The organism is Aeromonas sp. HMWF014 (assembly GCF_963878295.1).
Classification (GTDB): Bacteria; Pseudomonadota; Gammaproteobacteria; order Enterobacterales; family Aeromonadaceae; genus Aeromonas; species Aeromonas popoffii.
Genome location: NZ_CAWNYS010000479.1, coordinates 1 through 4,015, shown reverse-complemented (window position 1 = coordinate 4,015; position 4,015 = coordinate 1). Strand labels below are relative to the sequence as shown.

The window sequence follows — 4,015 nt, the reverse complement described above, 5'->3', positions numbered from 1 at the left end:
GTCAGGAGTGCCCTGGTCTCTGCCACAGACAGCGAGTTGGTGGACAACCTGTTTGCCGAGGTGGATGACGAAGAAGAGGATCACTCGCACCAGGCACCTCATTGCCCTCGCTGCGATGCCCCGCTGGTCGAACGGGAGGCCAAAAAAGGACCTCATGCCGGACGCCTGTTCATGGCCTGCAGTCGCTTCCCCGAGTGTCGCTACGCCACGCCCCACACGAACGCCCGTCACTGACCCTGTCGCCGTTCCCGACCCTGTCATGGGGCCGGGAACGGGTAGTCGATAGTCCCGTCTCTTTATCTTGTTTGTGCCTCAAATTAAAAAAGAGGCGACAAAATTTATCTTATTGCGCAGTGATGTCGATAAACTTAGGTTGAATGCGACAATTTTTGACAATACGTCGGAATTTTGGCACTTTGTTCTTCCTGCATAAAGTGCGTGGCTAGACCACAGAAGCACAATAAAACAATAAGTTACGTCGCTTACAAGAGGGAGTCGTATGATGTCGATGGGAGTATTGATTGTTGATGCCGATGCGCAGCGGCGCCAGCAGTTGGGCACTGTGCTTTCGTTCATGGGGATCCCGTGGCAGGAGATAGTCGAGAGCGAGCTGGATGTTGCCATCGAGTCGTCCGGTCCGCTGCAAGGGGTGCTGGCGGGAGCCTTGACCAGCCGTTCGCTGGATGAGCTGCTGGCCAGCTTCCTTCGCGTGCCCTTCCTGTCCCTGGTAGAGGCTGATTTCCCCAACAGCAACTTCATCGGTGTCGCCGAGGCCCCCTTCACCTACGAATCCCTCACTCGCCATCTGCACTTCTGTCAGGCGTTTGTCTCCTTGCATCCCCGTCAGCAGACTCACGACAAGGGCCAGGCGCTGTTGCGTCTGCTGGTGGGCAAGGGGCGGGGCATTCAGGAAGTGCGCCGTCTCATCAGCCAGGTGGCAGAGACCGAAGCCAACGTGTTGATCCTGGGGGAATCCGGGACCGGCAAGGAGGTGGTAGCCCGCGCCATTCACGAACTTTCTCCCCGCAGTGGGGGCCCCTTCGTGCCCATCAACTGTGGCGCCATCCCGGCCGAATTGCTGGAAAGCGAGCTGTTTGGCCATGAGAAAGGCGCCTTCACCGGCGCCATCGCCGCCCGCCGGGGCCGTTTTGAGCTGGCTCAGGGTGGCACGCTCTTCCTCGACGAGATCGGCGACATGCCCTTGCCGATGCAGGTCAAGTTGTTGCGGGTGTTGCAGGAGCGTCTGTTCGATCGGGTGGGTGGTGGTAAGCCCATTCAGGCGGACGTGCGCATCATTGCGGCCACCCACCGGGATCTGGAGGCCATGATCCGCACCCAGGGCTTTCGGGAAGATCTCTACTATCGCCTTAATGTCTTCCCCATAGAGACACCACCGCTGCGGGATCGGGTCGATGACATTCCCTTGTTGCTGCAGGAGCTGCTCAACCGCCATACCGAGCAGCATCAGGGTATGATTCGCCTGACCCAGCGGGCGTTGGAGTCCCTGATGCAGTACCCCTGGCCCGGCAATGTGCGCGAGCTCTCCAACCTGCTGGAGCGACTGCTGATCCTCTACCCGCAGCAGATAGTCGATGTGGCCGATTTGCCGAGCCGCTATCGCCTGCTGCCGTGCGAGCCAAGAGATGAGCGGCTGACCGAGATGGACGAGCGCGACGCATTGGCCGCCGTGTTCCAGGATCCCCTGGCGCTGGATCTCAGTGCAAGTCACTCCCGTGCCATGCAGCTGCCAGAGGAGGGGGTCAATCTCAAGGAGATGCTGGCCGACCTCGAGGTAGAGCTGATCCGTCAGGCCCTGGAGTCCCAGGATGGGGTGGTGGCCCGCGCCGCTGACTTGCTCAGCATGCGTCGTACCACCCTGGTGGAGAAGATGAAAAAATACGGGATGAGCAAGGAAGCATAAGGGTCAAAGCCTTGACGCCTTTGTTCAACGAGTTGATTTTTAACCATAATTTAAGTGGCATGGAAATTGAATAACCTGACCCAATAGCCAGTTTGAGGTCAGCTTTATGACAGCCCAGCAGCAAGTCAACCCACTCCAGTCTCACGAGGTGAGCCAGCTCTACGCCATCTTCACGGCACTGCCGACCGGTGTATTGCTGCTCGATGGCGAGGGTCGCATCACCCGTGCCAACCCCGCCGCCCTGGCGCTGCTGGGGGAGCCGCTGGAGGGTCAGGCCTGGCGCCAGATCATCGCTCGCTGCTTCCAGCCCCGTGAGGATGACGGTCACGAGATCTCCCTGCGCGATGGGCGTCGGGTGCAGCTCTCGACCCAGCCGCTGCCGGATCAACCCGGCCAGTTGGTATTCATCACGGATCTGACCGAAACCCGCAAACTGCAGGACAGAGTCAACCACATGAAGCGGCTGTCTGCCTTGGGCAACATGGCCGCCTCGTTGGCACACCAGATCCGCACTCCGCTCTCCGCCGCCATGCTCTATGCGGCCAATCTGGCCAACCGCACCCTCAAGCCCGAGTCGCGCAGCCAGTTCCAACAAAAGCTGATGGCCAGGTTGCAAGACCTGGAAAAACAGATCAACGACATACTGCTGTTCGCCCGCAACGGTGACAATCAGGTGGTGACACCCATTTCGGTCCAGGGATTACTGGCCGAGGTGCAGGCAGGCGCCGAGGCATTTTGCAACCAGCAGGGCTGTGAGCTGCATATAGACGCGCCCGAGCCGGATCTCTGCCTGCTCGCCAACAGCAATGCGCTGGCGGGGGCCATCAACAACCTGATCGCCAACGCCCAGCAGGCGGGTGCCACCTCGCTGTTGGTGAGTGCGGCGCGCAGTGGCGCCCGGGTGGAGATGCGTATTCTCGACAATGGCAAAGGGATGCCCGCCCACCTGCTCAACCAGATTTTCGAACCCTTTTTCACCACCCGCTCCCAGGGCACAGGCCTGGGTCTCGCTGTGGTGCAATCCGTGGTACGTGCCCATCAGGGGGAGGTCAGTGTGGCCTCCGTGCCTGCTGAAGGCACTTGCTTTACCCTGTCGTTCCCCCTGCATCAGCAAGCGGTGCAGCTTGGAGGTGTCGCATGACTCAGGCTCGTATTCTGGTCGTGGAAGATGACAATGGCCTGCGCGAAGCGCTGGTGGATACCCTGTTGCTCGGCGGCTACGAGTGCCGTGAAGCAGACAGCGGCGAGCGCGCCCTGCTGGCGTTATCGCGCCAGAGCTTTGACATGGTGATCTCTGATATCCAGATGGGGGGCATGGATGGCCTGACCCTGCTGGCTACCATCCGCCAGCAATATCCGCAGATACCTGTGCTGCTGATGACCGCCTACGCCAATATAGACGGTGCCGTGCGCGCCATGCGCGAAGGCGCCATCGACTACCTCGCCAAGCCGTTTTCGCCCGAGGTGCTGCTCAACCAGGTCAGCCGTTATGTACCGGCCCAGAAGGTGGAGAAGCGCGCCGTGGTGTACGGGGATCCCAAGACCGCCGAGCTGTTCCAGCTGGCGACCCGGGTAGCCCGCAGCGAAGCCACTGTCATGGTGACAGGCCCGAGCGGAACGGGGAAAGAGGTGCTGGCCCGCTACATTCATGACAACTCCAGCCGCGCCGAACAGACCTTCGTCGCCATCAACTGCGCCGCCATCCCGGAAAACATGCTGGAGGCAACCCTGTTCGGTTACGAGAAGGGGGCCTTTACCGGCGCCGTGCAGGGGTGCCCGGGCAAGTTCGAACAGGCCCAGGGCGGCACCTTGCTGCTCGATGAGATCACCGAGATGGATCTGGGGCTGCAGGCCAAGCTGCTGCGGGTCTTGCAGGAGAAAGAGGTGGAGCGACTCGGCAGCCGCAAGATGATCCCCCTCGATGTGCGGGTCATCGCCACCAGCAACCGGGATCTCAAGAAGGCGGTACAGGACGGCCTGTTCCGCGAGGATCTCTACTACCGTCTCAACGTCTTCCCCTTGCGTTGGACCTCGCTCTGGGAGCGGCCCGGCGACATATTGCCGCTGGCGGAACACCTGCTGGCGCTGCATGCC

General features: G+C 60.8%; 4 protein-coding genes. All 4 read left to right on the top strand.

Going from position 1 to position 4,015, the window contains the following annotated elements; translation table 11 throughout:
* Positions 1-234 (top strand): topoisomerase DNA-binding C4 zinc finger domain-containing protein (locus tag AAC083_RS18640; RefSeq protein ID WP_181364816.1); only part of this gene is annotated, 234 nt, incomplete at its 5' end.
* 265 nt (positions 235-499) lie between these two features.
* Complete coding sequence (locus AAC083_RS18635; RefSeq protein ID WP_181364815.1) at positions 500-1,921, top strand: sigma-54 dependent transcriptional regulator; 1,422 nt, start codon at positions 500-502, stop codon at positions 1,919-1,921.
* Between the two features lie 106 nt (positions 1,922-2,027).
* Positions 2,028-3,062: a sensor histidine kinase gene (locus AAC083_RS18630; RefSeq protein WP_108537396.1), complete on the top strand. Its 1,035-nt coding sequence runs from the start codon at positions 2,028-2,030 to the stop codon at positions 3,060-3,062.
* Positions 3,059-4,015 (top strand): sigma-54-dependent transcriptional regulator (locus AAC083_RS18625; RefSeq protein ID WP_108537395.1); only part of this gene is annotated, 957 nt, incomplete at its 3' end. The genes AAC083_RS18630 and AAC083_RS18625, both read left to right, overlap by 4 nt.

Excerpts from the sequence above, each read along its gene's own strand:
- AAC083_RS18635 (WP_181364815.1), top strand. The coding sequence starts at position 500 with ATGATGTCGATGGGAGTATTGATTGTTGATGCCGATGCGCAGCGGCGC.
- AAC083_RS18630 (WP_108537396.1), top strand. The coding sequence starts at position 2,028 with ATGACAGCCCAGCAGCAAGTCAACCCACTCCAGTCTCACGAGGTGAGC.